General features: G+C 66.9%; 27 protein-coding genes and 1 pseudogene. 14 read left to right on the top strand and 14 right to left on the bottom strand.

Features of this window, described 5'->3' with window-relative positions; all coding sequences use genetic code 11:
- The first annotated feature begins 99 nt into the window (after positions 1-99).
- The 5 genes from B4A39_RS13725 to B4A39_RS13705 all read left to right on the top strand — a co-directional run bounded on the left by B4A39_RS13725 (position 100) and on the right by B4A39_RS13705 (position 4,191).
- Positions 100-789: an alternative oxidase gene (locus B4A39_RS13725; protein WP_292037073.1), complete on the top strand. Its 690-nt coding sequence runs from the start codon at positions 100-102 to the stop codon at positions 787-789.
- A gap of 552 nt (positions 790-1,341) precedes the next feature.
- The gene (locus B4A39_RS13720) at positions 1,342-1,536 is read left to right on the top strand and encodes a hypothetical protein (RefSeq protein ID WP_292037072.1); all 195 of its coding nucleotides are present in this window, start codon (positions 1,342-1,344) and stop codon (positions 1,534-1,536) included.
- A gap of 147 nt (positions 1,537-1,683) precedes the next feature.
- On the top strand, positions 1,684-2,454 hold the full coding sequence (locus B4A39_RS13715; RefSeq protein ID WP_292037071.1) for a histidine phosphatase family protein: 771 nt from the start codon (positions 1,684-1,686) through the stop codon (positions 2,452-2,454).
- Positions 2,451-3,359 carry an NAD(P)H-hydrate dehydratase gene (locus B4A39_RS13710; protein ID WP_292037070.1) on the top strand — a complete coding sequence of 303 codons (909 nt, stop codon included), beginning with the start codon at positions 2,451-2,453 and terminating at the stop codon, positions 3,357-3,359. The genes B4A39_RS13715 and B4A39_RS13710 overlap by 4 nt, the downstream gene beginning before the upstream one ends.
- Positions 3,360-3,816: 457 nt before the next feature.
- Positions 3,817-4,191, top strand: a complete 375-nt coding sequence (locus B4A39_RS13705; protein ID WP_292037069.1) for a hypothetical protein — start codon at positions 3,817-3,819, stop codon at positions 4,189-4,191.
- Positions 4,192-4,232: 41 nt separating this feature from the next.
- Here B4A39_RS13705 and B4A39_RS13700 read toward each other — a convergent pair whose 3' ends face one another.
- Positions 4,233-4,712: a hypothetical protein gene (locus B4A39_RS13700; protein ID WP_292037068.1), complete on the bottom strand. Its 480-nt coding sequence runs from the start codon at positions 4,710-4,712 to the stop codon at positions 4,233-4,235.
- A gap of 99 nt (positions 4,713-4,811) precedes the next feature.
- Positions 4,812-4,987, bottom strand: a pseudogene (locus tag B4A39_RS13695) (hypothetical protein); the annotation flags it as partial.
- A 208-nt stretch (positions 4,988-5,195) separates the two neighbouring features.
- On the opposite strand from B4A39_RS13695, the gene B4A39_RS16475 reads away from it, so the two are divergent.
- A complete protein-coding gene (locus B4A39_RS16475) occupies positions 5,196-5,387 on the top strand; it encodes a hypothetical protein (protein WP_409449551.1) in 192 nt (63 codons plus the stop codon).
- Between the two features lie 393 nt (positions 5,388-5,780).
- Positions 5,781-7,262 carry an ATP-dependent nuclease gene (locus B4A39_RS13680; protein WP_292037067.1) on the top strand — a complete coding sequence of 494 codons (1,482 nt, stop codon included), beginning with the start codon at positions 5,781-5,783 and terminating at the stop codon, positions 7,260-7,262.
- A gap of 171 nt (positions 7,263-7,433) precedes the next feature.
- Here B4A39_RS13680 and B4A39_RS13675 read toward each other — a convergent pair whose 3' ends face one another.
- The 5 genes from B4A39_RS13675 to B4A39_RS13655 form a co-directional block, all read right to left on the bottom strand.
- The gene (locus B4A39_RS13675) at positions 7,434-7,841 is read right to left on the bottom strand and encodes a single-stranded DNA-binding protein (protein ID WP_292037066.1); all 408 of its coding nucleotides are present in this window, start codon (positions 7,839-7,841) and stop codon (positions 7,434-7,436) included.
- 33 nt (positions 7,842-7,874) lie between these two features.
- A complete protein-coding gene (locus tag B4A39_RS13670; RefSeq protein ID WP_292037065.1) occupies positions 7,875-8,252 on the bottom strand; it encodes a single-stranded DNA-binding protein in 378 nt (125 codons plus the stop codon).
- Positions 8,253-8,520: 268 nt separating this feature from the next.
- Positions 8,521-9,054, bottom strand: coding sequence for a hypothetical protein (locus tag B4A39_RS13665; protein ID WP_292037064.1), 534 nt, complete (start codon positions 9,052-9,054; stop codon positions 8,521-8,523).
- 307 nt (positions 9,055-9,361) lie between these two features.
- Positions 9,362-10,243, bottom strand: coding sequence for a toprim domain-containing protein (locus B4A39_RS13660; RefSeq protein ID WP_292037063.1), 882 nt, complete (start codon positions 10,241-10,243; stop codon positions 9,362-9,364).
- Positions 10,240-10,944, bottom strand: coding sequence for a JAB domain-containing protein (locus tag B4A39_RS13655; RefSeq protein ID WP_292037062.1), 705 nt, complete (start codon positions 10,942-10,944; stop codon positions 10,240-10,242). The genes B4A39_RS13660 and B4A39_RS13655 overlap by 4 nt, the downstream gene beginning before the upstream one ends.
- 323 nt (positions 10,945-11,267) lie before the next feature.
- On the opposite strand from B4A39_RS13655, the gene B4A39_RS13650 reads away from it, so the two are divergent.
- Together B4A39_RS13650 and B4A39_RS13645 are read left to right on the top strand one after the other, a co-directional pair.
- Positions 11,268-11,480 carry a hypothetical protein gene (locus tag B4A39_RS13650; protein ID WP_292037061.1) on the top strand — a complete coding sequence of 71 codons (213 nt, stop codon included), beginning with the start codon at positions 11,268-11,270 and terminating at the stop codon, positions 11,478-11,480.
- A 21-nt stretch (positions 11,481-11,501) separates the two neighbouring features.
- Positions 11,502-13,577, top strand: a complete 2,076-nt coding sequence (locus tag B4A39_RS13645) for a glycoside hydrolase family 65 protein (RefSeq protein WP_292037060.1) — start codon at positions 11,502-11,504, stop codon at positions 13,575-13,577.
- 55 nt (positions 13,578-13,632) lie between these two features.
- On the opposite strand, the gene B4A39_RS13640 is transcribed toward B4A39_RS13645, so the two are convergent.
- Together B4A39_RS13640 and B4A39_RS13635 are read right to left on the bottom strand one after the other, a co-directional pair.
- The gene (locus tag B4A39_RS13640) at positions 13,633-13,845 is read right to left on the bottom strand and encodes a hypothetical protein (RefSeq protein ID WP_292037059.1); all 213 of its coding nucleotides are present in this window, start codon (positions 13,843-13,845) and stop codon (positions 13,633-13,635) included.
- 421 nt (positions 13,846-14,266) lie between these two features.
- Entirely contained in the window at positions 14,267-16,165 is a 1,899-nt protein-coding gene (locus tag B4A39_RS13635; RefSeq protein ID WP_292037058.1) for a hybrid sensor histidine kinase/response regulator, read from the bottom strand.
- A 326-nt stretch (positions 16,166-16,491) separates the two neighbouring features.
- On the opposite strand from B4A39_RS13635, the gene B4A39_RS13630 reads away from it, so the two are divergent.
- Positions 16,492-17,019 (top strand): hemerythrin domain-containing protein, encoded by a 528-nt coding sequence (locus B4A39_RS13630; protein ID WP_292037057.1) that lies wholly within the window; start codon positions 16,492-16,494, stop codon positions 17,017-17,019.
- Between the two features lie 5 nt (positions 17,020-17,024).
- Entirely contained in the window at positions 17,025-17,630 is a 606-nt protein-coding gene (locus B4A39_RS13625) for a cysteine hydrolase family protein (RefSeq protein ID WP_292037056.1), read from the top strand.
- Between the two features lie 333 nt (positions 17,631-17,963).
- On the opposite strand, the gene B4A39_RS13620 is transcribed toward B4A39_RS13625, so the two are convergent.
- Positions 17,964-18,986 (bottom strand): Crp/Fnr family transcriptional regulator, encoded by a 1,023-nt coding sequence (locus B4A39_RS13620; RefSeq protein ID WP_292037055.1) that lies wholly within the window; start codon positions 18,984-18,986, stop codon positions 17,964-17,966.
- On the opposite strand from B4A39_RS13620, the gene B4A39_RS13615 reads away from it, so the two are divergent.
- Together B4A39_RS13615 and B4A39_RS13610 are read left to right on the top strand one after the other, a co-directional pair.
- Positions 18,985-19,224, top strand: coding sequence for a DUF6894 family protein (locus tag B4A39_RS13615; protein WP_292037054.1), 240 nt, complete (start codon positions 18,985-18,987; stop codon positions 19,222-19,224). The genes B4A39_RS13620 and B4A39_RS13615 overlap by 2 nt on opposite strands.
- Before the next feature lie 603 nt (positions 19,225-19,827).
- Positions 19,828-20,484, top strand: a complete 657-nt coding sequence (locus tag B4A39_RS13610) for a DUF6766 family protein (protein WP_292037053.1) — start codon at positions 19,828-19,830, stop codon at positions 20,482-20,484.
- Here B4A39_RS13610 and B4A39_RS13605 read toward each other — a convergent pair.
- The 3 genes from B4A39_RS13605 to B4A39_RS13595 all read right to left on the bottom strand — a co-directional run bounded on the left by B4A39_RS13605 (position 20,481) and on the right by B4A39_RS13595 (position 22,682).
- Positions 20,481-21,260, bottom strand: a complete 780-nt coding sequence (locus B4A39_RS13605; RefSeq protein WP_292037052.1) for a DUF72 domain-containing protein — start codon at positions 21,258-21,260, stop codon at positions 20,481-20,483. The genes B4A39_RS13610 and B4A39_RS13605 overlap by 4 nt on opposite strands.
- The gene (locus B4A39_RS13600) at positions 21,257-21,505 is read right to left on the bottom strand and encodes a hypothetical protein (RefSeq protein WP_292037051.1); all 249 of its coding nucleotides are present in this window, start codon (positions 21,503-21,505) and stop codon (positions 21,257-21,259) included. Before B4A39_RS13600 ends, B4A39_RS13605 begins: the two co-directional genes overlap by 4 nt.
- A gap of 574 nt (positions 21,506-22,079) precedes the next feature.
- On the bottom strand, positions 22,080-22,682 hold the full coding sequence (locus B4A39_RS13595) for an FAD-dependent oxidoreductase (protein WP_292037050.1): 603 nt from the start codon (positions 22,680-22,682) through the stop codon (positions 22,080-22,082).
- Positions 22,683-22,792: 110 nt separating this feature from the next.
- Between B4A39_RS13595 and B4A39_RS13590 the strand changes: the two genes are divergently transcribed.
- On the top strand, positions 22,793-23,293 hold the full coding sequence (locus tag B4A39_RS13590) for a hypothetical protein (RefSeq protein ID WP_292037049.1): 501 nt from the start codon (positions 22,793-22,795) through the stop codon (positions 23,291-23,293).
- 1,110 nt (positions 23,294-24,403) lie between these two features.
- Here B4A39_RS13590 and B4A39_RS13585 read toward each other — a convergent pair.
- Positions 24,404-25,705, bottom strand: a complete 1,302-nt coding sequence (locus tag B4A39_RS13585; protein WP_292037048.1) for a tyrosine-type recombinase/integrase — start codon at positions 25,703-25,705, stop codon at positions 24,404-24,406.
- Positions 25,706-25,794: the final 89 nt, after the last annotated feature.

Raw genomic sequence — 25,794 nt, 5'->3', positions numbered from 1 at the left:
CCCCTAGGGTCAAAACCGAAATATCGGGATGCCGGGAGGGGTTCTACACCGCCGTCATCGCCAGCCGGATGGACCGGCTGGCACCTGAAGGAACAGGCCATGAGCGCCCCCCTCGTCGATCTCTCCATCCACCACCAGCCCAAGGGCCTCTCGGACCGCGTCGCCTTCGGTTTCACCAAGCTGCTGCGCTGGTGCGCCGACACCTTCTTCGCCAAGCGCTACGGCCACCGCGCTGTCGTCCTGGAGACCGTCGCGGCCGTGCCCGGCATGGTCGGCGCCACCATCAATCACCTCAGCTGCCTGCGGCGCATGTGCGACGACCGGGGCTGGATCAAGACCTTGATGGATGAGGCCGAGAACGAACGCATGCATCTGATGACCTTCATCGAGGTCGCCAAGCCGACCCTGTTCGAACGCTTCGTGATCGTCTCCGTACAGTGGGTCTTCTATCTGTTCTTCTTCGCCCTCTACCTGGTTTCCTCGAAGACGGCTCACCGCGTAGTCGGCTACTTCGAGGAGGAAGCCGTGATCAGCTATACTCATTATCTCGCCGAGATCGACGAGGGTCGCAGCCCCAACGTCGCGGCCCCGGAGATCGCCAAACGCTACTGGGGTCTGGCGGACGACGCCACCCTGCGCGACGTAGTGCTGGTGGTGCGGGCCGACGAAGCGCACCATCGGGACGTCAACCATGGTTACGCCAATGAACTGGGCGGCCTGCCCGTCCAGGCCGTAGCCCCCTGCCCGCCGCACATGGCGCTCGAGCCGACGTGGAAAACCGCAGCCTGACCGGCGCCGGAAATACTCGAAAGCGGCCTTCGGCTCACAGCCGAGGGCCGCCGTTCGGTTGGATGCAAGGGGTCCGCACGGCGAGCACATCGCGCCTGAGCCATGCGGCCGAGGAGGCGGATCCCCAAGGCCCCGGCGCTGCGCCATTCGCCTGGCTGCGCGGCGGATAATCAGCGATTTCCTGTCGACGGCCGCATGGTCGTCCTGTCGATCGTCCCGCCCCAGCGGAAGTCCCTTGAACCCAGGCCCGTCGCCGCGCCTCATGGCCAGGCCGGCGACCAGGGCGGGACGCCCCTAGCCCGCGAACGGTCGACCGCCGGGACGCCAGGATGCTCTCGCCGCCTTCACCCTCGGCAGCGCGGCGTGATCGCCGCGAAAACCGCGGCTTGCGGATCGGCGGCCGCCGCGCCCGCCGGAACGCCCATCCGCCGGCCGGACGCGAAGGGCGGGCGCCGCCACGAGTCTCCCAGGAGACCGATCGTCTTTCTCGGGAACAGTCATCGTTCCAGCGGACTTGTTCGAGGCCAGGACGCTGCACGAGGACCGACATCCATGAAACCCGCCGACAAGCCCGCCGTCCTGCGGAATCCTCGGCGTCTGCTCCGCTTCGTCGGCCTGCTCCTGCTTCTGCTGGCCCTCGTCTATCTGGGTGCGGCGCTGACCGGATTTCTCAGGAACCAGGAAAAGCAGCCCGACCCGAGGATGACGGGAGCGGAGGCCCCCCTCGAGCGCGGAGCGCCCGCATGAGCCGGCCGTCCTCTGCATCGGCCAGCGGCCGCTCACCGCGTTCCCGTCGCCGGGCGGCGGCCCGGCTCAGGGTCGCGGGTTCCTCCACACCGCGCATCGCGCAAACCGCGCGCGGTCCGGCTTCCGTTTCCCTCTCAGAAAGACGTCATGAGCATTACCGCCTCCCGCTCTCGCTGGCCCGCCGCGCTCTGGCTGGTGCGTCATGGTCAAAGCGCCGGCAATGTCGCGCTCGACGCCGCCCATGCCGCGGGACATGATCGCATCCAGCTTGAAATGCGCGACGCCGACGTGCCTCTGAGCGACCAGGGACGCGTCCAGGCCCACGCCCTGGGCCTATGGTTCGCGGGCCTTCCTGCTGACGAACGCCCCGAAGTCGTCCTCGCGTCGCCATACCGTCGGGCCCGGGAGACGGCGGAGGCCGTCCGGGCCGCGGGCGGATTGTCCGAACCCACGCCTTCTCTCTGCGAAGACGAGCGGCTGCGCGAACGCGAGTTCGGCGTTCTGGACCGTCTGACCTCCACTGGCGTCGCCCAGCTGTTCCCCGACCAGGCCGTTGCCCGGCGGCTGCTCGGCAAATTCTATCATAGACCGCCTGGCGGCGAGAGCTGGTGCGACGTCATCCTGCGGCTGCGCAGCGCTCTCGACACGCTCAGTCTGCATCATGCCGACAAGCGGGTTCTGATCATCGGCCACCAGGTCGTCGTCCTCTGTCTTCGCTACCTGCTGGAGCAGATGGACGAAGCCGAGGTGCTTGCGATCGACGCCCGCGGGGACGTGGTCAACTGCGGCGTCACCGAGTATCGCCAGGCGGCCGACGGCGCTCGAATGGAGCTTGTCCGGTATAACTTCACGGCGCCGCTCCAGGAGACCGGCGCCGCCGTGACCTCGGCGCCGGACGCGGCGGTGGCGGTTCGATGAGCGCCGCCCCGCTGGACGCCGCCCTGATCGCCGACACGCCGCTGCCGCGGCTGTCGCCTCGCAGCGACAAGGAGGAGCGCGGCGCGGTCCTGGTCATAGCCGGCGGCGCCGGCGTTCCGGGCGCCCCGGTGCTCGTGGGTCGGGCGGCCCTGGGCGCCGGCGCCGGCAAGCTCCAGGTCCTGTCGACGAAACGGTTCCTCGGCCCCCTGGGCGCCGTCCTGCCGGAGGCGGGCATGCTACAGGCCGCAGAGACCCGGCGACTGGAGATCGCCCTGCCGTCACTGGACCGCTTCAAGCCCCTCGCCGCAAACGCCAGCGCCGTGGTGATCGGTCCCGGGATGGCCGCGCGGAAAACGCCGCGGCGGTTCGCCCGCCGGCTGATGCAGGCGTGGCCGTCGCTGCCTCTGGTTGTTGACGCCGCGGCCCTGCCGCATCCTGAGGAGGCCTCACGCTTCGCTCGGCTGGCCCAGGGTCGCGCCGTCCTTACGCCGCACGCCGGCGAGATGGCGCGGCTGCTGGACGTGCCGATGGGGGCGGTTCTGGCCGAACCCCTCGGCATGGCGCGTGAGGCGGCGCGCCGGCTGCAATCCGTCGTCGTCATGAAAGGCGCCGTCACGTTCGTCGCGACCCCGTCCGGCTCAGCCTGGCGGCACGAAGGCGGCGTCGCAGGCCTGGCGACCTCCGGATCGGGCGACGTCCTGGCCGGGCTGATCGGTGGAATCCTGGCGCGGGGCGCTTCTCCGCTACAGGCGGCCCAATGGGGGGTCTATCTGCACGCTGCGGCAGGGCGACGCCTGGCGAACAGTGTCGGACCTCTTGGCTTCATCGCCTCGGAGATGCCGAGCGCCGCTACAGCCGAGTTGGCCGAGGCCGACCCGCGGCCTGAGCTCTCAACGCCGTCTTGAACCGTCGCGCAGCCGGCTCGCTCCCGGCGACCTGCTCAGGGGAGCGACAGATCCGTCGAGGCTATAAGACCGCCGCCGCGCGTTGATACTGCGATGGTCCTGGGTTCCACGGCTGCGGAAGGATCGCGGCCGGAGTCTTCGCCGGGCTTGGCGTCCAAGCGGCCGCGCGGAGTCCTCATAATCCTCAGACACGACCGACCCTTCTCAGACATTCGTCTTGGCGAGTTAGGGACCGCCTTGTCGCCCTTTCGGATATGCTAGGGGATCCGTTTCGTCGTCGCGTAGCTGAACAGTCAATCACTCACTATGACGAAGGAAGAGCGATTGAGAGCGCTCGGGCGACACAATCGCAAAGAACGAGTGCGATGGCGACAGCGACCGATAGACGTCCACCCGCTGAGGACACTTGCTGAAATCAACAAGCACCTTACAGTCCAGCGATATCCAGGAGTGAGCCATGATCGGTCTAACGCTGACTTTAGCGATTTTGGCTCCGACAGACCCGCTGGACGCCGTTACAGCGGCTCCGGCGACCCATGTGGTTGTCCTTGAGAACGACAATGTGCGCGTTTTGCAGGTCACGGTCATGCCCGGCGAAACCGAGCCGCCGCATGTTCACCAGTGGCCGAGCGTGATGCACATCGAGCATGCTCAACCGCTCATGGATATCATCTACGAAATGCGAGACGGGACTCTGGTTGAGGTTCGCCGTGTTCAACTTCCAGAGGGGCCGCCACCTCAAGCGCTATGGTTTCCGCCGGAAGGCCCCCATGCGATCCATAACGGCGGTTCCGAGCCGTTCCGGGCTCTCCGCATCGAAATCAAACGTTAGACCGTCCGCTAAGCACCCTTAAGTGAACTTCGCTTCTCGACTTATCTGGCGCTAGAAGGATCGGTTTCGGGGGCCGTAAGCGTCACGCCAGCCTCGGGGTCCCCGGCGCGGGCTGAACTCAGCAACCATTGCTCGGCGAGATCGAACAGAACCTCGGCGGTCGTCCCGCCATTATGCACAAAGCCGATCAGCCTCGGCGCAGATTTCGGAGCGTTTGCGACACGCCGGAGCCGGACGGGATTGCCGCGCACGATCGCGACCCGGTCAACGCCAAGGGCGGGGCTCGAAAGCAAGTCCTGGATGTCACGCTGCAGGTCGTGGACCGTTCTTGCTGGCAGGAGGATCGGGGCGGTGATAGCTACGAGGACCGTCGTGTCGCGCGGCGCCAAAGTGTTAGTGAAAGTCCGCAGTCGCGCGAGAACCGTTTCAACGACGCGGTCGAACCGTAGCCCCAACTTTGAAGATTTGAGACCATAGGCCGCCACTATGAACTCGACCAACTGCTTTTCGGCGTTTTCCATGAGTCTGTCCCAAGGGGTTACGCGCTGACGACTTGTCGGGAGTCGATAAAGGATGAGGCCACTTCGGAATACGCAATAGCCAACGTCCGTTTTCCACCCCTAGCAGACGTGTGGCGGCCCGCTTGCGAGCCCGGCATGACGGCACAGGTCGATCTGCTCTGAAATCTCCAAGGCGTCGTCTACCTCAATGCCCAAGTGCCGAACCGTGCTCTCGAGCTTTCGGTGGCCGAGTAGAGGCTGACAAGCGCGAAGTTCCCGGTTTGCTTGACAACCAAGTCGCTGGCCAGCAGCGGGCCCACGCCGGGAATCTCCATCAGTCGGCGCCCGACCTCGGTTGATCGGGCGTCGGTCCGGATCAGTCGGTCGGTTTCCAGGACTTGCTCGTTCACCAGCTGAAGCTGCGCAGCCAGCATGGCGAGACCCCCTTCGAGCCTCGACCGGAACACGCTCGTCAGCCGCGTCGTGAGCCACCTCCATCAGCGAATGCAATCCCTGCCTCCCGACGGCGGCGGCCACGCCGAACTCCGCCATGTGGCTGCGGATCGCGTCGGAGATCTGGATGCGCTGGCGGATCAGGATAGACCGGGTCCGGTGCAGCACCATCACGCTCCGCTGTTCCGGCGACCTCACGGTACCCTGGCCATCCGCGGCCAGATCACCCTCTGGGATGAATAACACCAGACGCGGACCGCCTACGCCGACCGTGCGACCAGGCCTATCGCCTACGTGGAGCGCGCAACATCGACCCGCGGACCTTCTACTCGCTACGCCTGCGCAAGACCTTTTGACTGCTCACCGCAAGCTAGGCGCGACCAAAGGATGTCGGAGTTGCGCCAGCAGCGGACATTGGTTAGCCGCCTGAAAGCAGACCTCCGACCTGTCGGCGCATGGTTCGTTTTTGAATAGCGAGGAGTTGGCGACACAACTTCCACACGGAAGTGGCCGTGGACGACCTTCCCCACACTGGACAAGCGAAGGTAGAACAGGTTCGCTCAATAGTGGCGCTGGCCACCGATTCTCTCACCTAGGTCGTGATCGCGATGGTCGGGCCTTGAACGCTCCGCAAAAATGAAACTCATTCGACGCATCGAGATCAGCTACCTACGGTCCCTCTACACGGCAGTGCTTGAACGGCCTGGCGACATGAATGTCGTGTTTGGACGCAACGACAGCGGCAAGTCGAACCTTCTGAGAGCCCTCAACCTCTTCTTCAACGAAGAGACTGAGCCCGGCCGAGGCGAAATCGACTTCGACCTGGACTTCAGCGACATCCGCCGCGACGCCGCGAAGGCGGCCAAGGGTCGGCAGTTCATCGCCATCCGCGTCGACTTCAATGTTCCTCAGAACTACCGCCCGTCGCTCGGTGAAACGGTGTCGATCAAGCGGCAGTGGAACATCGACGGCGATATGACGGAGACGCCGCCCCGCGGTCTATCCAAGGGGTCACGTATCCAACTGACCCGATTTCTCAACCAGATCGACTTCACATACATCCCCGCCATCAAGGATCTCAACGTCTTCGGCGACCTGATCGAACGGATGTACGCTGCGACCGCCGAGAGTAGTGGCTTTGAGGCGGCGACCGACACCTTCGTGGATGCGATTCGAAACCAAACGAGCGGCCTCTCTGACGGCCTCAGCAAATTGTTCGGCTCGACGACCCGCCTAGCCGCACCGACCGACATGGGACTGCTGTTCCGGTCGCTCGATTTCGCTCACGGCGAGGACGGACACTCGCTGTTGCGACAGAAGGGCGATGGTGTGAAAGCGCGCCATCTGCCCGAGCTCCTGCGCTACATCAACGACAACGAATCCGGAAAGAAGTTCTTCGTCTGGGGCTTCGAAGAGCCCGAGAACTCCCTGGACCTCGGCGCGGCTGATGCTGAAGCGGAGCGCTTTGCGGTGATTGCGGCCCGCTCGGACACGCAGGTATTCATCACGAGCCATTCCCCGGCCTTCTATCTCTCGAACTCCGAACAGACGAAGACAGACATTCGCCGCGTCTTCGTTTCGAAGCAGCGAGCCAGCGACGAGGGCTCTGATCCGGTCACGCCCAAGAACGCCATCAGCGTGATCGATGATCTCGCAGACGCCGAGGCCCGTATGGTTCAGTCGGTACTCGCCTTCATCCACGTGATGGCCGGCGCCGAAAGCACCAGCAAGGTCCGCGTAGGCGGTCCCGCTGTTCGCAATGCGCAGCGCTCCACCCTCGCCGTAGATGAGGATGGAACCCCCTTCATGACGTGGACCGGAGACTGGGAAGGCGCTCGGCTCGACGAGAAATTCTGGTCGTGGCTTCGAGCAGATAATCAGAAGCGGCTCTCCGACGCCGCCGGAACAGCAATCCAGTTCATCGCCGATCGGACCGATCCGACGATGATGGCTGCGCGATATCTGGATGGTGCGGCTTGGTACGCTGACGCCGTAACAGACCGACGTCGCCCCGCCGCCGTCGTGAAGTATCTGACCTCCATGGAGCGGCTTCTATTCACAGGGGAGAGCAAGATCGCCGTTCGTCCTTCGCTCCATAGTTCGATCAGCCGCCGCTGACGTTCAGGGGTCCAGATGGTTGAGTACATGAGGCTTCTCCCGGTCCAATCGATCCGCCCGTCCCCGCCCCTTCCTTCATCTCTCAAGCTCCAGGCCCGACGCTAGGACGTCGGGCCTGGATCCAACATCCTGGATAGAGCCGCGACCCGACCGTCGGGACCGGCCCCCTCTTCAGAAGGGGATGTCGTCGTCGATAAGAGCCGCGCCTTCTTTTGCGGCCGTCGCGGTCGCTGGCGCTTCTTCGGTCCGCCGACGGTTCTTCAGTCGGATATCGCCCACCACCACGCGAAGGTCGTAATGTTCGACACCGTCCTTGCCCGTCCAGCTGTCGTTTTCAACATGGCCCTGAATCACGACGCGGCTGCCCTTGCGGGCGTAGGGGGCGATGTAGTTCTCAGTCGTGCTCTCGTTGAAGCAGATGCAGTTGAAGCCGGTCGTTCGCTCTCCCGCTTCGCCGTCCGAGCGCCGATAACGGGTGGTCTCCAGCACGCGGAAGTCGGCGCGCTTTCGTCCCGAGCCCTGGGCCGCCAGAATGGAGGGATCGGCGGCCAGATAGCCTTCAATCACGAGGGTCTGCATGATCAGTCTCCTTGAAGTGATTGTGTAGCGGGCTCAGGCCGCTTCCCGACCGGGTTCGGAATCGTCCGCACGCGACGCCGGCGCCTGCCGGTCTGCGACCCAGTCGAGAACCGTCAGCCGGTTGACCACCAGTTCCTTGGCGGCCCGCTCACTCCCGTCGCGCGCCGTATAGGCGATGTCGACGAAGGACCCGACGACCACCGCCTCGCAGCCCTGGACCAGGGCGCGCGAGATGACCTTCTCATTCAGTCGCTCCGACCAGCTCACGCAGTTGACGCCGACGATCCTGTCCTTGCCTGCCGGGTCCACGCCGCGCTTCTCGAGCAGCCTGAACACCGCCTTGGCGAAGTCGGGGCTGATCTGAGGGTCGGCCGCTAGGCGGCCGGTAAACACCATGGTCTGCATTTTCATTCTCCTTGATCCGGAGGCCCGGAAAGCCCTCTTCCCGGCGACCTCGCCCCTTCAAGCCCTTCCTTTCCAATCTGACGGCTCCGCCGGAGGCGCCCGGCGAAGCCGCCTTCACGTTCAGGCCGCGTCGCCGCCTCAAAGAGGTGAGCGTCAGGTCGCCCGGGCAGCCTCGTCCTGACTCGGCTCGTCAAAGGCGGCTTCTTCCTCAGGGCTCGCCATAAAGGCGCCCGAGCCTCGATCCTCCGCCGTTCGGATCTCGTCCGGATTCCCCTCAGCGTCGCCAGCGCCTCATCCCCGGGCATCCGCCCCGCCGGTCTAGGCTCAGGGCGGTCAGTTCAGCCATGAGTGCGAAGCGGTCTTCCGCGTGGAAACCATAGATCCAGGCGATGAGGGTCGGGCCCCAAGCTTCCCAGGCGCGTCGCCGCTCATCCAACTGTTCGCGCACGACGCCGTCGAGGCCGGCGATGATCCGGCCGTGCGCCGGGACGAAGGTCGAGGCCGTTACGGACAGGGCGGCCTCACTGCGCGAGACAGACGGCCAGGCAGTCAGGCAGGCGAAGGGTCGCGCGACCAGAACGCTCAGGACGACCGAAGGCTCGCCTGCGAGCGGCCGGATCAGGCCTCGCGTCGCCGTATCGGACCGCGCGGCGTGCAGGACGTGGCTGATGCCGTCGGTCTCAGGCGAGGACGCCGCCGCCAGCGGCGGCGTAGGCGGAGCGGGGCGGCTCAGGCGCGACGTCCTCGCGCGGCCGGCGTCGCGCAGGCGTCTCAGCGCCAGGAGCCGGCGCCGACCGCCCAGAACCATGTGTCGAGCCCCCCGCCGGCCGGGGCGCACGGTGGGATATTGCAGAAGGCCGCGACGGCGATGGTTCCGCCGGCCGCGCGATATCCTCGTCCGGGCCTCGCCGCTGCGAAGGTTCTCGGAGGCGATGTCGATGTCGGCTAGCGACACGGCGACTGGAAGGCGGGACGCAGACGCTTCGGGAGCGCAGGCCGCAGCCATCGAAGCGGAGCGGCGGACACGGGTTGAGACCGGGACATAGGTCATCGCCACCCGATCGATCGGGCTCATCCCGTCGCATCGGCGCCCGTCTCCGCCCTTCGCTCTCCCTTCAGGGAGCGGCGTCGTTCCAGTCCCCGAAGCTCGCCGGCGGGAGACGGACAAGGCATTCCAAGCCAGCCGTCCGCAGGCGTCTCGACAGCCGGGCGGCCGCGCCCTCGCCAGCCGGTCCGCGATCAGCGGCGATGATGATCCGCGCCACCCCCGCGGGCGGGGTCCAGTTCGACAGGTTGTGCGCCGAAAGCAGGGCCCAGCCCGGCAACCCGAACCGCGCCATGGCGGAAAGGGTCGTCATCACCCCCTCCGCCACGAGCAGGGCCGGAGCCGGCCGATCGAGCCGGACCGCCGATCCGGGCGCGATCACGCCCACCGTCTTTCGCGGCAACCTCAGCCTTTCGGCCATCCTGCCGTCAGGTTCCAGGTAGGTGATCTCCACAGCGCCAAGATCTCCGTTCGGCGCATGGACGGCGGCCAGCAAGGCCGGACGTGTCGGTCCCTCTCTGAGGAACACGCTGACGGGGGCGGCGGGGTGACGCCGGAGCGCGGGACTGAGGACCGCCCCGGCGATGCGACGACGTTGAAAATGTCGGTGGCAAAGATCTCCCTCCCGGAGAGGCCGGGCGGCCTCCCAGAGGGCGACCGCCGCCGCCGTCCGGACGGGCGCCGCCGGCCGGCCGGCCGGCCCGCCTGTCGTCGGGCCGAGGCCCCGCCCGGTCAGCCGGCCCTCGAAGTCGATCAGGCCGAGGCCGCGCAGATAGTCGCGGACCTCGCGCCAATCGGACGCGCCGAAACCATGGACGACCACCCGGTCGCCGTCGAGCAGGAGGGAGACGGATCGGTCGGCGCGGCTGTGACCGGGGGCCGGGACGTGGGCGATGCTGCCGCCCGCATGGAGCTCGCCCCCGAGGGCGGCCACGATGCCGGCCAGGCTCATGGCCGTTCGCCAATCAGGCCCAGGGCGCGAAAGCTCTGAATCCCCTCCCGACCGATGACGACATGGTCGTGAACGAGAATGTCGAACAGACGCGCGCCGTCGACAATGCGTCGGGTCATCTCGATGTCGGCCCGCGACGGCGCGGGATCGCCCGACGGATGATTATGGGCCAGGATGAGGGCAGAGGCGGAGAGCTCAAGCGCCCGGCGCACCACCTCGCGCACGTAGACGGGGGCGTGGTCGACCGTGCCTTCGGCGCGATGCTCTTCGCGCAACAACAGGTTGCGCTTGTCGAGGTAAAGCACCCTGAAGTGTTCGCGCGGGGCGTGAGAGAGATCGGCGCGGAGATAGTCGACCAGAGCGCTCCAGGACGACAGGACGGGTCTACGCCGGGCCTCGGCGCCCAGTATGGCGATGGCGAGCCTCCGCGCGCGGATCAAGCTGGTCGCGGCCTGCGCCCCCAGGCCGGCGCGCGCCAATGCGGCCTCGTCGGCGGACGCCAGTCCGGCCAGGTCGCCGAATTCCTCAAGAAGACGGCAGGCCGTCCGCCAGGAGCCTTTCTTGCCTTCCTGTTCCAGCAAGCCGGTCAGAAGGGCGGCATCGGCCCTCTCCTCCAGGAAGGCCGGCTGGGCCGGCCGTTGCAGGTCAGACGGGCTCAAGGTCGTGATTTCCAGGTCGGGCGATCGCTTGATGCTGTCCATGGGGCCTCCTCCACTCCTCTGCGGAGCGCCCACGCCCTCCCTTGCTTCGCCTTCCCCGGCTCTACGGCCCTGAGCCGCGACACGAAGAAGGCGGGAGGAAAGAGCAGCGGCGGCTGCGAGCCGGGGGTCGGCCGCCGCGATCTGCTCTCGGCAGGACCGCGTCCGTCCGGTCGCAACCCGCAGCGCCGGAGATGATCGTCCTGCGCTCCTCTTCTGAAACTGCGAACGCGCAGAGACCGGCGCCCGACACAGGCTCGTCCGGGCGCGTGGGAAGGAACCATTCCGGCCAGAGGCCGTCTGTATGGCGTGGGGCGGTCAGGAGCATGATCATTGTGACGGAGCAATCACGCGGACGGGCCCGCAACGCCGCGACGCCGGGCGGCAAGCCCGAGGCTGACGAGTCCGACGAGGCCGTGGCGCGCACCGGTCGCGAATCCCGCAAGCGCGCCGGTCCCGACGGCCCGGACGCCACGGTGGTCGGCGACACCTTCAAGAGGCCTGCCGATCGAAGACGGTCGAACAGCCCGGTGAGATAAGGCCGGCGGAGCCTCCCCCGAATGGATGACCCTCCTGCGCCGCCGCTGAACCCTGAACCTGTTTCCGGACCTCGAGACGGCGAGCTGCCGGCCTATCTTGGCAACGGCCTGATCGGCCTGAGGGTTCGCGAGGTCCCCCTCTTCGCCGGCATGGTCCTCGTCAGCGGCCTGGCCGGCGCCCACCCGGAGCGCGGGATCGAGGCCGCCGCCGCCGCACCCTATCCTCTGTCCGGGGACCTGGCGATCGACGGGGTCTGGATGAGCGAGCAACCCTGGGCTGTCGGCGACCTCCGTCAATCCTACGATTTCGCGAAAGCCGAGCTTCATTCCGCCTTCACCTTCCGAGCAAGGGCCCGGAGCATCCGGGTCGAGATCGTCGCCTTCGCCAGCCGAACCGCCCCCTCGATCGTCGCCCAGGAAGTCCGCGTCACCGCCGATGGGCCCTGCGACCTGAAGTTCCGGGCCCTGGTGTCGATCGCAGGCCTGCCCGGACGCATCGCCCGACGAGGGACCGACACGCCCGGCGAACCCGAACCCGCCTGTGACGGCAGCCTCCTGTGGGAAACGGCTGACGCGCTCGGCCAATGCGGTCTGGCCCTCGTCACCCGCGCCCCCGCTGCCGCCGGGCGACAGGTCCTGGCCTGGAGCGACGCCGGTCCCCTCTGCACGGAATACGACATCCGGCTGGCCTCAGGCAGGGCGTCGAGCTTCCATCAGCTGGCGGCTCTGGTCCCTTCGGCCCTCCACGTTCGGCCGGACGAGGAGGCGGTCAGGCGCGTCTCCAGGGCGGGCCGGACCGGATTTGACGTCCTGAGACGCCGCAACCGCGCGGCCTGGTCGGAAATCTGGGAGGGCCGGATCGTCATTGTCGGCGCGAGTGAACGGCACCAGGCGCTCGTCGACGCGGCCTTCTATTATCTCAACGCCTCCGCGCACCCCGCGACGCCGTCCTCCACCTCCATCTTCGGCCTCGCGACCTGGCGCGATTATCACTACTATTACGGCCATGTGATGTGGGACGTGGAGGCCTTCTGCCTCCCGCCCCTGATCCTCATGCAACCGGACGCCGCGCGCGCCATGCTCGCCTTCAGGAGCCGCGGACGGTCGGCGGCGGCGGACAATGCGCGACTCTCGAACAGGCAGGGACTGCAGTATCCCTGGGAGGCGGCGCCCGGCACGGGCCAGGAGGCGGCGCCCGGCGCCGGCGACGCCGCTCACCACGAGGACCATGTCTCCCTCCATGTGGCCCGCGCCTTCTCCCTTTTCGCCGACGCCACGGGCGAACAGATGTTCATGGAGCAGGAGGCCTGGCCGGTCCTCAGCGGGGTGGCCGACTGGTTCGTAAGCCGGGTCACCCGAACGGACCGGGGTTTCGAGCTCCTGCGTTCCATGGGACCGGCCGAGGTTCCCTCGCCTCCGGACAACGACGCCTTCACCCTGATGGCCGGCGCCGACGTGCTGCAGCGGGCGCTGCGCGTAGCGGGCCAGCTCCATAGACCCGCGCCTGACGCCTGGAAGGCGGTTCTCGCCGACCTCTATCTCCCGGTGCGCGCCGACGGGGTGATCGCCGCCCATGACGACTATGATCGCCGTGAGGAAAAGGGCGCCACCCCCTCGCCTCTCGCCGGGCTTTTTCCCTACGACTATCCGGCTGCGTCGTCCGTGCGCCGCAAGACCCTGAGCTTCTATCTGAAGCTTTGGCCGGACTATGTGGGTTCGCCCATGCTGCCTGCTCTCTACTGCGTCTGGGCGACGATGGCCGGAGACCGCGACCTGGCGCTGAAACTGTTTGAGGAAGGCTTCGCCGCCTATGACAGCCCCCGGTTCCACCAGTGCCTGGAATACAGGCCGGACCGGGCGGACGGTCCGGCGGCCGGGCCGTTTTTCGCCAACCTAGGCGGCATGCTCCTGGGTCTCTGTTTCGGCCTTACCGGACTGGTGGTGGACGACGGCGAGCCGGAAACCTGGGCGCGCCGACCGATCACCCTCCCCAAGGGCTGGGAGGCGGTGCGGATCAACCGCCTTCGCGTAAGAGGCCGGTCGGTTTGCGTGACGGCGCGGGACGGCGCCGAGCGCGCGGAACTGTCCTTCTCATGAAGCCAGGGCGCAGATGCCGTAACCCTGGGATCTGGCCGGGGGCAGGCGCCGACCGCTACTCCGACAGCCGATCTCCCGCGCGATCCCCGCCGCGCATAAGACGAAAGGCCCGGAGCGAATAGACCTCGTCGCTCCGATTGTCCTGGATGGAAACGCCTCTCAGCCCCTGGGCTTCAAAGCATGCGGCGAGGCGAAGGGCGGCACGGTCGTCTGACACGCAGGTGGCGATAGCCTTCTCCCCGACCTCATAGCTCACCAGATAGGGCATTGTTCGCTTCCCGGTCTTCCTTCGACAATCGTCCTGGCCCGCTGGCGTCTCCCCTGTGTCGGAAGCCGGACACTGTCGCCCATCCGGCGGGGGCCGGCCTGTTTTCACGCCCCGCCGGAACCTGGCCATCGAGGATTTCGCTGATGACCCAAGGCGATCGCCGACCGTCCGCCGACGACAAGCCCGTCTGGCGGGGCGCAGAGTTGGCGGCGTGATCATACAGGCTTCTGCGCGAGGCAGCCGGAGATTCTCGAATCCCCGATTCCAGGCGTCGTGCTGGAGACACCACGGATCGGAACACTTCTGGAGACCATCGCTCCTGCGCGCCTGGCGGCCGCAGGTTCGAGCTGCCGGCGACCGCGGCGCGCCCGAAGACCGTCAGCCGTCCGCCGCGTGAACAAGGGCGCCGCCTGTCCGCCGATCATTCCATGGCGTGATGGATGGCGCGCTTCAGGTCTTCCAGGGTGAAGGGCTTCGCCAGTCGGGCGGGGCCCCCGCCCTCCGCCGCCGTCCCCGCTTCGGCATAGCCGGTCGCCAGGACGCCCGGGAGGTCCGGGCGAGAAAGCCGCACCTTCTCAAGCAAATCTGCGCCCGTCATGACCGGCATGATATGGTCGGTGATTAAAAGATCGACGGCCCACCCAGAGGTCAGCAGTTCGAGCGCCCGCCCCGCCGAGCTCGCGGCGGTCACTACGTGCCCGAGCTCCTCGAGCATGGCTACGGTATTGGTCAGGACCAGAGGGTCGTCGTCGACCGCCAGCACGCGAAGCCTCAGCGCCTGGGGAAGCTGAGGGTCCTCCGCAACCGGGCGCAGGCCCTCGGTCTGGCCGACGGCGCGGGGCAGCCACAGAGAGACCACGGAACCAGCGCCCTTTTCGCTCTGGATTTCAAGCCGGCCTCCCGACTGCAGCATCAAGCCGTGGACCATGGACAAGCCGAGCCCCGTCCCTCGTCCCACCCCCTTGGTCGTGAAGAAGGGCTCCATCGCACGGGCTGCGGTCTCGGCGTCCATGCCTTCGCCGTGGTCGGTCACGCTGAGGCGCACATATGCCCCGGGGGCGAGGAAGGGATCCTCGATTCCGACGATTCTGGACATGGCCGAAATCTCGATGCGGCCCCCGGCGGGCATGGCGTCACGCGCATTGACGACGAGGTTCACCACGGCCGCGTCCAGTTGCACCGGGTCCGTGCGCACGGCTTCGAGGTCGGGTGCAAGAGCGAGTCGAAGCTCATGGTCCGCCCCGACGAGGCCCTGGAGAAATTCTCTCTGCCCCGGCAGTCGTGCGCCGAGGTCCACAATCTCGTGACGCAGTTCCTGCTTACGGGCGAAAGCCAGCATGCGCCGAGTGAGCTGGGCTCCGCGCTCGGCGCCGAGAACGGCGTTGTCCAGAAGGGGCGATATCCGCGGATCATGCGGCAGGCGTTTGCGAACCAGATCCAGGCTTCCGAGGATGGCGGCCAGGAGATTGTTGAAATCATGGGCTATTCCGCCTGTCAGCTCACCAATGGCTTCAAGCTTCTTCGACTGGAACAGGGCTTCCCGTGTCTTTTCCAGAGCCCTCTGGGCCTCGACCCGTTCCGTGATGTCCCGCGTCACCTTGGCGTAGCCGATCAATCCGCCGTCCTCGCCCCGGATGGCGTCGACGACCACGTGAGCCCAGAACCGGCTTCCATCCTTGCGCAGGCGCCAGCCCTCCTTTTCGAACCGTCCCTCCCGTCCGGCGACTTCCAGGGCCTGCTCGGGGGCGCCGTTCGCTCGGTCCTCCAGGCTATAGAAACGTGAGAAATGGGCGCCGATGATTTCCTGCGGCTGGTATCCCTTGATGCGCTGAGCCCCGGAATTCCAGCTGCTGACGCGCCCGCCGGGATCCAGCATGTAGATGGCGTAGTCGGTCACCCCGTCCACCAGGATCTGGAACTGCTCCTGACTGCGGCGCAGGTCTTCGGCGGCGCGACGACGCTCAGTGAGATCCCGCGTCACCTTGGCGTAACCGATGAGGCGTCCCTCGCCCCCGCTTATCGGATCAATGACGACGTGGGCCCAGAACCTCTCGCCTGTCTTTCGAAGACGCCAGCCCTCCTGTTCGAAGCGCCCCTCCGCTGCGGCTATGGCGAGGGCTCGAGCCGGAAGATCGACGGCGCGATCCTCGGGCGTGTAGAAGCAGGAGAAATGCCGCCCGAGAATCTCCTCGGTTCGATAGCCCTTGAACCGCTCGGCGCCCGGGTTCCAGCTGACAACCCGCCCGTCCTCGTCCAGCATGTAGACGGCATAGTCTGTAATCGCCTCGACCAAGAGGCGATAACGCGCATTCTCATCCATTAGCTGTGACAATTCTCGACGCCCCCGCGCGTAATCGCAGTCTCCCAACGGGCCCCCCCGAACGCAGGTTCCGTTCGAAACGAAAAACCTCCGCCTGCTGAACGCGCCGCAGGCTTCCTCCGCGCGCCCTCTCAGCGTCACGGGCCGGGCAAACCCCTCCGCGGAACTGGTCATTGCAACCAGCATCGCGCCGATTCCGGGTGTGGAGAAATGTCCGGCGCCGGACCCTGGGGACGCCCCCCCCCAGCTGTGTCGGCTTCCGGTCTTAGCCGACCAGCCCGATCGCGGATCGTTAGGGCTGACGAAGCCATAGGGAGAAGACCGACATGTCCGTCATCGACAAGGCCCTCGCCGCCATCACGCCTGCGCCCTCAGCCGAAAAGAGGGCGGAGGCCACGGCGGCCGCCCGGGACGCCGCTGTTCCAGGAGACTGGCTGTCCACGGCCCTGGATCATCATGATGCGATCAGGGCGGCCTTCCGCGACGGTCGCGAGGCGGCCACGAGTGCGGAGCGCCTCACGGCGCGCGACGCGCTGGCCCTAGTACTCAATGGTCATAGCCTGGCGGAGGAACTGGTTCTCTATCCGGCCATGGCCCGCCATGGCCACAAGGGCCAGGCCGGACTGGCCTATGGCGAGCAGACGGCCGCCAAGATGCAGATGGCGGAACTTGAAACAATCGCGCCGGATTCGGAGGCATGGCTCGACAAGTGGGAACATGTCGAAGGCGCCGTCCTGACCCATATGTACGAGGAAGAACACGGCTGGTTTCTCCATCTGAAGTCCCACGCCGAGGATCAGGACCGACTGACGATCCGATATCTCCAGGAATTCGATCGATACGTCGGCCGCTGACCGCGATGTCGCCCACGGCCTCCGCACATCCCGCGGGAGACCGCCCCGCACTGTTGATCATAGACATGATCAACGACCTGGAGTTCGAGGGGGCGGCGGCGATTCTGGATCATGCCGAAGCCGCCAGCCACGTCATCCGCGACCTCCGGGCGACCGCCCGCCGCTGCGGCGCCCCGGTCATCTACGTCAACGACAACTTCGACCGGTGGTCCGAAGACCGCCGGCAGATCGTCGAGCGGGCCTGCCGCGCCGGGGCGCGGGGGGCGTCGATCTGCCGAAGGCTGGCGCCCGCCGACGATGACGTCTTCATTATCAAGCCCCAGCAGTCGGGCTTCTACGGCACGAGCCTGCCCGTGCTCCTGCCTTCCCTCGGCGCAACCCGGCTGGTGCTCGTGGGTCTGGCTGCGGATCTCTGCGTCCTGTTTACGGCGGCGGACGCCCACATGCGCTCCTACGCCCTCTGGGCGCCCCGCGACGGTCTCGTGCCCTCCCGCCCCGGACGACTGGCCCCGGCGCTGGAGATTCTCTCTGACGGTCTTGGGGCGGACACGCGGCCTGCGACCTGCCTCGACGCGAGTTTCTGGAACAGCAGCGCCTGGAGCGCCGTCTGATGTCAGCTTCCAGCCCGAGCGGCCCGCACGAAACCCGACCGTGTGAAGAGTTGGTCGCCCGTTTCGGGCCGCCCCCTGGACCGCCCCGACAGCGAGGCCGGGCGTTGCGCGTGAAACGCCTTCGGAAAGCGCGTCGAAGTCGGTGACGACGGTTTTCGAATACGCCATAGGGCGCGCCGAAAACGAAAGGGCCCGAAACCGCTTGAAATGAGAAGAGACCAACAAATGCTATGAACAGCGTGCTGTTCAAAAAATGAAACGGTTTGAAAAAGCCTGAAACAGCCCAAACAGGATTCTGTGCGAAACCGCGACGCGCCGGGGCGCGTGCGAATTTCAGGCCTTGTCGTTGAATTCGCGCCGATCCAGATCCAAATCGCCGACGCCCAAAGGCATGGCCTCCGTTCGCCTCACCGGATCCTGAAGGCCCTCAGGTCCGCGGCGGCCCCGGCGGGCCGATCCGCCCATGCCCCGGACCGGGCGCTGCTGGCACGACCGGCCGAGTTCGATCGCGACGATCTGCAACGGGACATCGAGCCTGGCCGTCGCCTGCGGATCGCCATCGGCCGACTGCCGGCCCCTGCCGGCTAGACTCGCGTGGTGGAGCCGGAGATAGGCCGGATCGAAAGCGGCCAGGGCGACGAGCCCCGCATGATCATGGATCTCGACCCGTCCGGCTCGCCAGGTCGCAAGATTGCGGCGACGCAACTCGGCCAGGGTGCGGTTCACATGAATGGATGACATTCCCAGGCAGTCGGAGAAGCCCTGCTGGGTCATGGCCAGGCCGAAGCCGCTCCCGTCGCCCAGCCCGGCCAAGGCCATGCGGGCCTCGATTTCGCACAGGAGATGGGCCATCCGCCCAAGCGCGTCCTGCCGTCCCAGGCGGTGAAACCATTCGCGCTGTATGGCTCCGTCGACCGCCAGCTCCAGCATGAACAGCCGACCGAGATGAGGCTGGTCCTCGATCATCTCGATCATGCGGCCATGCGGCATGGCGGCCGTGATGCAGTCCGTCAGGGCCAGGACGCCGTGGTCCATCTGCTTCATGACCAGGCTGTGCAGGTCCAGAAAATCGCCGGCTATGCTCAGCTGGGTGAAGGAACGGGCGCCGCACTGGAACCCGCTGATCCGCGCGGCGAGGCCCGAAACCAGCCACCGGCACTCCTGAGACCTGGCGCCGGCGTGGATGACCAGCTCTCCCGCGCGATGCAGGACGGACAGGTCGAGAATCTCGTGCAGCGCCGCCCGCTCGGCGGGGCTGATTTTGTCCCGCCGCTCGAACCGGGCGATCAGCCCCTGCGTCGGCGTCTGGCCCGCAATCATCCGATGTTCACGTTCCGTCGTATAGATGTCTGTCATGGCGCTCTACAGGTATATCGTCACCCAGTCGGACAAGGAACTCGTGCTTGAGAACGAGGCCGTCTCGGACGCCGTCGCCTACCGTGAAGGGGTGCGTTTCGCCGCCGAGCTGCTGGCGGAGCAGTCTTCGCCCGGCCAGACGCCTATCGTCTTCCGCCTCGTCGTCGAAAACGCCGACAAGCGCCTGATCTGGCGCGTGGACATAAGCGCCCCTGTTCCGCCCGACGTCCGTCCGTGAGGCCGCCGATTCTGGGACGGCGGAACGGCCTCGCCCCCGCGTCTTTGAACGCCACGGTCTTCCTGTTCCCAGATCAGGAGACGTCGGCAGACGATCTCCCCGGCCGACCCTTCGCCTCCGGCATCGGTACGCGATGAGGATCGCCGCCTACAACGTCGACGGGATAGACGGCCGGCTCCCAGTCCTGCTCCGCTGGTAGGCGAACTTCCCAGGCGGGCGCTCGGCGATCTCGGCTATGAGGCGATCTGGTTGGGCCAGAAGAGCTGGAACGGCGTCGCCGTCCTGGCGAGAGGCGCCGCCATCCACGAGATCCGCCGGTACCCTTCCCGGCTATCCCGATCCGGGGGCATAGCCGCTAGATCGAGACGGCCAAGGGGGTGCTCGCGCCTTGCCTCTACCCGCCCAACGGACACCTGGCTCCGGGTCCTGCTTCGACTACAAGCTCGCCTGGGCGGAGGCTTTTGTCGCCCAAGCCGCCTCAGCCTCTTCGCGAGCGTCCGTTTCTCAGCCCTCTACCCGACACAGGGAGCTCCTGGGACGCTTCGCGCGTCAAAGGAGCCTCGACCGTCAAGCGACGTTCTCACGGAGGAACCGGAGGACCCCATGCGATTCTTGCGAGACAACAGCCTGACCCTCGTCCTGCTGCTCTTCTTCGCCCTCAGCATTCTGGGCCACGCCCTGACAGGCTGGCGCGTCGAGACGGCCGAGGCCCTGCGACACGGCCAGGGCGGCGGCACGCTGATGGAATACCTGGGAAGCGCCCCCTTCCTGTCGACCGTCTTCGAGAACTGGGAGAGCGAGTTCCTGCAGATGGCGGCCTATGTGGTTCTCACCGCCTTCCTGATCCAGAAGGGCTCGTCGGAATCCCGGGATCCCGAAGCTCCGCCGCGCGACGCCGACCTCGCGGCCCAGGCCCGAAAGCCGGGCGCGCCCGCGCCCCTGCGCTGGGGCGCCTTCTCACGCGCGGTCTATGCACGCTCTCTGGGCCTGGCGCTTATCCTGCTTTTCGTCTTCTCCTTCCTTGTTCACTGGACGCAAAGCGCGCGTGCGGCCGGTGAAGAGGCGCTGCAGCATGGAGAAGCGTCCAAGGGCGCCCTCGCCTATCTCGCCGACCCGCAGCTCTGGTTCGAATCCTTCCAGAACTGGCAGAGCGAGTTCCTGTCCACGGCGGTCCTCGTGGTCCTGTCGATCTTCCTGAGGCAGCGCGAGTCGCCTGAATCCAAGCCGGTCGCCGCCTCCCACGACCAAACCGGCGACTAGGCCGACCTCGCCATCCTGGCCAGCGCAAGCGCGTCCGCGGCGGCCGCGCCCGAGGCCGTGTTGTCGAAGACGACCCAGCGCTCGGCCCCGGCCTCGCCCGCAGCCATGACCCCTTGAAGAATGACCTCGAGCCGGTCGCGTCCGTAGGCCGAGCGATACATCTCGGGACTGCCATGGAGACGGAAGTAGACAAGGCCCCTGGAGCCGCCAGGCATGCCGGCGCCCGGCGCCGGCTCCGGATCGGCGGCGACGCGCGCCACCTGGCGGGCGGCGAGCCAATGATCCGCCGAGGCCGTGAACCAGGAAGCATGTCGCGGCTCGATCACGATCGGCGCCTCAAACAGGCCGCGGCAGGCGTCCAGGAAGGAACCCGTCCGGGTCTCGTCAAAGGCTAGGCTCGGCGGCGTCTGGATCAGGACGGCCCCGAGGCGATCGCCCAGCCCCTTCAAATCGGCCGCCAGCTCCGCAAGCAGGTCTTCGCAGTTCTCCAGCTTTCGACGATGCGTGATCTGGCGCGGCGCCTTGGCGGCGAAACGAAAGTCAGCCGGCGTGGCGGCGGCCCATCGCTCAAAGGTGGAGACCCGGTGACGTCGGTAAAAGGTGGAGTTGATCTCTACGGCGCCGAGCCGGGCGGCGTAGCGCTCGAGCCCCCCGCCCGCGACGGGAAACCGATCTCTGACCGCTGCAGGTATGGCCCAGCCCGCCGTGCCGATCCGGATCCTCATCCCGTCGCCGCTGCCGTCATCCGGGCTGCCGGACCAGCCGCCCGGGATCATGAAGGATCGCGACGCGCCGCCATGCCCGGCGTGGTCGGCGCCAGCTCCCCGGCCTGGGTCCTGGGGGGCGGACCATCGGCGCGTTGAAGACCGTCGTCCGGCGTCTCGCGGATCAAATGGACGGACTCTCCGGTTTTCATCAAGGGAGCGGCGGCGTCCGCCGCCTGGACATCCGTCGGGGAAGGCGCCCTCAGCTTTCGTTCGACCCCCTGGGCGTCGGCGGCAGTGATCGCATAGAATTTCATATCCGTTCCTCTGCGGGTTCGGGGCGGTTTCCTCGACCGCGCCGAACCTGTCCGGCGCCTGACCTGTCCGGTTAGCGCTTCGGCGGCCTGGGCGTTCCGGGCGCATCGCCGCCGGAGACGGATCACGGCACCAGACCGCCGGTTCCGGCCAGACCGCAAGTCCGGGCATCCGGGCATGGCGCCCGCATCTTCGGCGAGCCCATTCTCCGCGCTGACGGAGACCGGCCTTCCTAACCCATGTTGTTGGCGCCCCTGCGCCCAGGGTCAGGATGGCTTCATGTCCAGAGCGGAATCCGAAACGAAAAGACGGGGCGGTCTTCTCGGCCGGTTGCTGGGCTTCTTCTTCGGCCGAACGCCGCTGATGCGCCGCTCGGGCGGGGCCAGAAGCCCGGCGGCGCCCCGGCGGCCGGCTCCGACCCGGCGCGCCTGAACGCCCCGGCCGTCCGATGGCATCGTCATTCTCGTCAATGAAGCTTGAGTCGTCCCGAGACCCGGCGGTGGAACAAGCGGCTTAGAGCCAGCAGGACGGTCCTGCGCAGGCCCACGACGACGCGGTGGTGCTGCAGGTGAAGGGTCATATAGGCCCGAGGGTTCGGACGCCGCGCGCCCGCAACGCTTGGCCAGCCTTGTCGGCGCCCGTCTCGGGAAGACCGCCGAGTATGCGCGGCGCGGCCTCCGCCACCGTCACTCCGAGGGTGAACCCGTTCCGTCGGGTCGAGCGCCGCCGACAGGACCGCATGTCCCTCGAGAAGCTCTGTGGCGAGTTCGACCCCGGTCGCCCGGCGCCCACAATGGCGATCCTGAGCAGGCGGCGACCGTCGTAGGCCGATGACAGGAAGAGCGCGGCCAGCCGGCGATGAAAGGCCTCGGCATCCGCCACGTCCTCCAGCAGACAGGCGTGTTCGGCCGCGCCGGGCCTGTCGAACAGATGGCTTCCGGCGCCCGTCGCCAGGACCAGGCGCTCGAAATCAAGCGACCGCGCCTCGATCAGCAGACCGCCCCAGGCGTCCCGGGTCTCGGCCAGATGAAGGCGGCGCGCGTCATGACCGAGACCTTCGAGCTCGCCCCGCACGAATTTGAAATGGTTTCGGCGCGCGAGCACCAGATCGTCGAGGCCTTCCTGCCTGCTGCAGGTGTTGCGAAACGACCGGCGCCTCGCCTGGCGGCTCTGATCCATGGGGGTTACCTGGCCCCTTTCCCCGCCAGTGACCAAAAGCGGACTCTGGGCGCCGCGGCGCGGACGGACGGCTTTCAGTCCCGTCCCTGCTCCGCAAAGGAGGTTTGAACATGCTCGCCGGGCTCCGCTATCTCGACAGTCGCTTCAAGGATCATCTCGAGTCGGAGACCGGCGCGGACAGCCCTGCCGAACTCTGCCGGCTGTTCGCCATGGTCTCCATCATCCGCGAGGAACTGCTTTACCCCCGCTATGTCGATATCGACCGCTCGGTCGTGGACGACCTGATCGCGATCATGGATCTGATGCGGGTCGTCGCAGGCGAGGTGGAGACCACGACGCCGTCCGAGATCCTGGCGACGCGCGCCTGGATCCGGCAATGGCGGCGCCTATGGCGGGACCACGCCGCCCTCGAAGAGGGTCCGAACGGTCCCTTTGAGCGGCTCGGCTCCCTGCCCAGGGACAAATATTGCGAGACCGATCTGAAGGAACGGCTGACCGGGCTGGACAGTCTTTCGGTCGTCCCGGTTCCGGAGCCGGCTTCCCTGTGGAAATTCCGCAGCCGCCGCCCCTCGGGCCTCGTCCTGGGCGATTTCGAGCTCCGGCAATCCTAGACCGGCGCCCTTGTCAGCCTCAGACAGGCGGGGTCTAACCCCGCCTGCCCGACCCGGGCCGCCCGCTCGCAGATCTCGACAGCGCGTCCCGCCCGCCTGACCGGTCCCGATCCTTGACGCTGGGCGATGGACCGATTGACGTAGACGTCGGAAAACCGAGGACGTCCGCGAACACGGCGTGGCTCAGCGGCAGGGCCATCCTGCCCCTTCCTGCGCGATGGGCGATCTCCAGGCGGAAATAGAGTTCCCACGGGAGATGGGCGAGCCGCGCCACCGCGGTCCGACGCCCCAAGCCGGCGATCCATCGCCGGTGGCCGGCGAGGTCGATCAGGGTGTCCAGCAAGAGCGGCAGGTGACGGGGTTCGGGCTCGTCGGCCAGCCCCTCGTGGAAGACGGTTTCTCTTCTTTGTTCTCGCAGGCGTTCCGGGCGTCTTCCCCCCGGTGACCGCGTCATTGGCGATCGCCGACAAGGGGGGCGCAGGAGGCGCGCGACGTCCTGAACTCCCGGACGCGTAAGCGGCGGGCTCGGCCTTGATCTGCGCCGGACTACAGGGCTGGCCGCGCGGATTGAATTCGTCGCACCGCGCGAGCGGGACGGCCTCAGCCAAGCGGCTTCTGGTAGGTCTCACCTCCGGAACGGGCGATGATACGGGAGATTTCATCCAGAACGGCCCGCTCGCCGCTTGCGCCTCCGGACGATCTCGCCGCCCGGAGGAGGGCGTCGATCTCACCCAGTCTTCCCGGAAGCGCCGGGAGTTCCACGGTCCTGAAAGTCTGGCCGTCCGGCTCGGCGTCTGCTCCTTGCAACTCAGGAGCAAACGCCGAGCCGGACGGCCCGCTCCGTCACGCTTTTCAATGCACGCATTTCGCTGTCGGCCGGAGCCGCTAAGTCCGGTACCCGACCAAGGGAGCGGCCCGGCCGAAGCCGAACGTTGTCTGAATGCGGATTCTTCTCGGGAAGATCGGCAGACGGCCGGCTCCGTGATTGCCCCCCTTTGGCGTAACCGGCCGTCTTCTTCCCCGTCGCCCCCCGCTTTTGGTTGGAAGAAGCGCCGACCCGGCCGCCAGCCACGAAGCATCGCCGCCGTTTTGATGATTGAGGATGCGCCTCTAATCCCGGCTTGGCTGGTCAGTCCCACCGTCTGATTTGGAGGGTTTCAGATTGGCGATATGACTGGCCCATAACTGAAGGGCCGCGCGTTTCTCCGCCATGTAGCTGTAACGGTCGTACACGCCAGTGACGGTCGCGCCGTCCCGTACAGTATGTCCCAGAAGATGACCGACGATAAAACGCCCCACCCCGTACCTGCCGGTCAAGGTGGTTGCGCCCGACCGGCGCACGTCGTGAGGCGACCCCGGCACAAGGTTGCGACGCGTGCAGGTACGGACGACCGCTCTGGTCAGGGCGCGGGAATCCACCGGCCCCGTCCTGTTTCGCGGCGCCGGGAACACCCAGGGGCTCCTCGGATACAACGCCCGCGCCCGTCGCAAGATGGCCAGGGCTTCCTCTGGGAGAGGCACGACATGAACATGTCGCGCCTTGGTGCGATGCGAGGGAATCGTCCAGACTGCGCTGTCCATATCGATCTCGCTCCAAAGCGCCTCGGCGGCTTCGGACCGTCGCGTGAGGGTCGTCATAAGAAACTGGATCGCCAGGCCCGTGGGGGCGTCGAGGCGAGCATGCATGCCGGCCGTCTTCTCGCCGGGAGCCCGGGGCAGCGACGCCAGCGACGCCTCCTGCCAGAGTATTCGCAGCGCCTCGTCGTCAAACATCCGTTCACGGGGAATGAGCGCAAGAGGCCTGGTCAGTCCATAGGCCGGATTGGCTTCAAGGCGATCCTCGTAAACCGCAAAGCCCAGAACGCCCAGGAGGACGCCCCCGACCGAGGCCAGGCTGGCCGGGGCCAGGCCGCTGTTGGCCGCCAGATCCCGCATGAAGATGCGGATGTCGGTGCGCCTGATGGACGCAAACCTCATGTCGCCGAGAGCTGGCTGAATATAGCGACGAAAGAGCGAACGTTCGGACTCGATGGTCCTCGCCTGCTTGGGACGTCGCCGCCCGCCGTGGAGGCCCTTGCTCGCCGCTCTCCAGTAGGCCTCGGCCAGATCTTCAAGCGTCTCTCCTGTCCTTGCTTCCTCACGACGCGACCTGCGTTCAGCGACCGGATCCGTCCCGCCGGTGACAGCGACCCGGGCCGTGGCGGCCAGACGGCGAGCCTCAGCAAGGGTGATGTCCGGGTAGGCGCCCAGGACGTGACGTCGCCGTTTCCCATTCTCGGCGGTGTATCGAAGTTCGAAGCCCTTCGCCCCGGTAGGCCAGACGCGGACATAGAGGCCGCGGCTATCCGCCACAGCCACCTCGTACCGCCCGTCGCGCGGCTTCAGGGCGGCGATCTGGCGATCTGTACGCACGGGATCCTGAGGCATTTCTCCCCCAAATCACTTCTGACCCCCTCGTAGTACACCAAGGGGGGCGTTAGGGGGGCGCCGAAAACGAAACA

The sequence above is a fragment of the Brevundimonas sp. UBA4553 genome (assembly GCF_002387245.1).
Taxonomy (GTDB): Bacteria; Pseudomonadota; Alphaproteobacteria; order Caulobacterales; family Caulobacteraceae; genus Brevundimonas.
Note: the sequence above shows the minus strand (reverse complement) of the source record. Positions and strands in the feature narration are given on the sequence as shown.